A 2,590-nucleotide genomic window follows, 5' to 3' on the forward strand; every position below is an offset into this window, starting at 1 on the left:
GCGCTATGAAGGTGCTTGTCCAATGCGATGACCTGGACAGGAAGGTGCGCATCTTCGAAGCGATCGATGACGGGTCGCGCTTCTATTTCGAAGACGGCGCGCTCTACACCCATGTGGACGCTAAGGGCGTCAACCTCCTGGAATATGTTTCAGCCATGGAGGCCGCGCTCAAGGATCGCGAGAATCTCCTCCTGCTGGGGACGGCAGGCGGAGCCCTGGCGACCCAGCTCAGCCGACGGGGCGCGAAGGTCACCGCCGTTGACAACTGGCCCACGGCTTTCGAAATCGCGCGCCGATGGTTTCACCTCCCAGCCGAGGTCGAGTGCATTCACGCCGACGCCCTGACCTTCCTGCGCTCGACGGAACGGCGGTGGGACGCCGTCGCCATCGACGTCTTCAGCGGCACCGAGATTCCGGACGCCATGCTGACAACCGATATCGGTCAGCTGCTCGCCGGGGTGCTCTCGCCCGGGGGTTTGATCGTCTGGAACGTTGCCGACTGCACGGCGTCGTGGCCGGCGCAGTGGATCGCCCGGGCGTTGCGCGCGGCAGGTCTGACGCCCCGACTGGTTCCCGTGCTGGCCGAAGACGTCGGCAACACGCTGGTGGTCTGCCGCGCCAAGCTCGGTCGTTGAGCAACCCCCTGGAGGGATGGCAGGTCACCTGATGGTCGGGAGATCGAACCTCAGGCGCGATCACTGGCCGTGAGCACCGCCCCAAGCGCCCAAATCCGTGGCGCGAGCGCGTGGCGCGCATTTCTCAAGACCGACATGGGGTCCAGTCCGGGCGCCTTTTCAGGGTCCGGCACAGCCCATGTCAACGCCATCTGGTGGCGGCCAAGTCCAAGCCTGTCGACGCCCAGGGAAACCACGATGTCGTATGCCTCGAGCTGCAGCTCGCCGATCGAGGTGGCCTGACGCCGCTGGATGTCGATTCCGATCTCGGCCATGACCGCAACAGCTGCGGGATCCAAGGGCCCGACGGTCAGTCCGGCGCTGGCGACGACGATGTCCAGGCGGCCGTAAGCGGCCCGCGCCAAGCCCTCAGCCATCGGGCTCAAGGCCGCTTGCGTCCGGCAGACGAACAACAGCCGGACCGGCTTGGCCTTGCGAGGTTTCCGACCCGCACTAAGATCCGGATACGGCGATAGGTCGCCCCCGCTCAGCCCCCTCGAACGGCCGGGCTCGGGCCGCGGCGCGGGCAGAACCTCGGCGGCCAACGCGCGACAAAGCAACGGCCGGGCAGTCCCAGGATTGTGCATGACCCATCCGCCATAGCACATCTGACATCGCCAGGTCGATATGCTGAATTACTTCCGTGATGTTCCAAACATCAGACTCGAGGGCTGACTACTTGCGCTCCAAGAGCCGCACGCCCCGCCCCTCGCCCTCGCTCCGCGCGCCCCCGGCGATCAGTTCCACACCGGCCGCATTGATGGCGTTGACCACCTTCTCTAGGCTATCGACGACCGCGCGCACGATTCCGTCGCTGGCCTCCATCCGTTGGATGGTGGGCAGCGAAACGGTGGCCAGCCGGGCCAGCTCCTTCTGGTCAATGCCGAGCAGCGCGCGCGCGGCCTTCATCTGTGAACCCGTGATCATTTCCGTATCTATAATGATGTCCAGCGCATCATCAAGTCATCAATGCGACCTGTCGCGCCGCCCGAACGCCGGCCGGCATGGCACCACCGACGGCTAGGACCTCACCAAACGTGGACCGTGGGATGGGCTTCCGGCGATCGGCTCACGGTGGTGGCCCGTGGCCCCCTTCACGCCCGGCACGCCTTCACGCGCGGCGTATTTCGGATCCTGGCGCAGGAGATTGAGCACGGCGACCGCCGCGGCTGGACCATCGAAAACCAGGTCCATCCGGTCGTACCAGGTGCGTATCGCCAGACGCCTGGGGGACAGGATGGCGACCTCGTCGATCTTCGCGATGGGGATAGCCGACAGGCGCCGCTCGCCATCGATGAAGACCAGCCGCCAATTGGTGACGATCGCCAGCCCCAGGCGCCCCCCGCCCGACATCATGCGCTCCGCCGCCCATCCCTCCAGCAGCGTTTCCCCTTCGAACGGGGTAAGCGATCGTCTCAGTCGGGCGAAATCCATCGCGCAGTTCAACAGGCACCCCCCCTCGCGGTGGGGTCGAGCGCCGCCATGCGCTCGACCTCCACGTCTCCCCATGACGTCTTACACATCGACTTCGATATGTGAATTGGCACAGTTCACGAATTTCCGGAAACCGCCTCATGAGAACGCGCCGGATCGGCCAAGGTGATATCCTGAATGCCTTTAAGACGCTCTAAAGACAATATATTGATCTTGAGAACATTCGTTGTGATATTTGACATATCACTTGATAGATGTGAAGTTGCACACCGCACGGCCATCCCGTTCGCACCCGTCATCCAAGAGCCCGCCATGCCGCTGAACGTCGCCTGCGCCCGACCGACCATCGTTCTGGTGGAGGACGACGGCGAACTTCGCGGCCGGCTCGCCGCCGGACTTCGGCACGACGGCATGCGTGTCGTTGAATACGAACATGGCGGCCCCGCCCTCGCGGCGATCGAACAGGGCCTGTCGGTGGACGT

At 64.6% G+C, this 2,590-nt stretch carries 4 protein-coding genes; 1 reads left to right on the forward strand and 3 read right to left on the reverse strand.

All coding sequences use genetic code 11. The annotated features are described in order from the left end of the window. Positions 1-635: spermidine synthase (locus tag V6M52_RS00690; RefSeq protein WP_332698361.1), on the forward strand; the 635-nt coding region annotated here is incomplete at its 5' end. A gap of 50 nt (positions 636-685) precedes the next feature. Here V6M52_RS00690 and V6M52_RS00695 read toward each other — a convergent pair. From V6M52_RS00695 to V6M52_RS00705, 3 genes are all read right to left on the reverse strand, one after another. Next, on the reverse strand, positions 686-1,282 hold the full coding sequence (locus V6M52_RS00695) for an arsenate-mycothiol transferase ArsC (protein WP_332698364.1): 597 nt from the start codon (positions 1,280-1,282) through the stop codon (positions 686-688). A 67-nt stretch (positions 1,283-1,349) separates the two neighbouring features. Continuing rightward, positions 1,350-1,601: a helix-turn-helix domain-containing protein gene (locus tag V6M52_RS00700; RefSeq protein WP_332698368.1), complete on the reverse strand. Its 252-nt coding sequence runs from the start codon at positions 1,599-1,601 to the stop codon at positions 1,350-1,352. A 93-nt stretch (positions 1,602-1,694) separates the two neighbouring features. Further along, entirely contained in the window at positions 1,695-2,108 is a 414-nt protein-coding gene (locus V6M52_RS00705) for a hypothetical protein (protein WP_332698371.1), read from the reverse strand. Positions 2,109-2,590 lie beyond the last annotated feature (482 nt).

Origin of the sequence: Devosia sp. (genome assembly GCF_036676215.1) — a bacterium.
Lineage (GTDB): Bacteria > Pseudomonadota > Alphaproteobacteria > Rhizobiales > Devosiaceae > Devosia.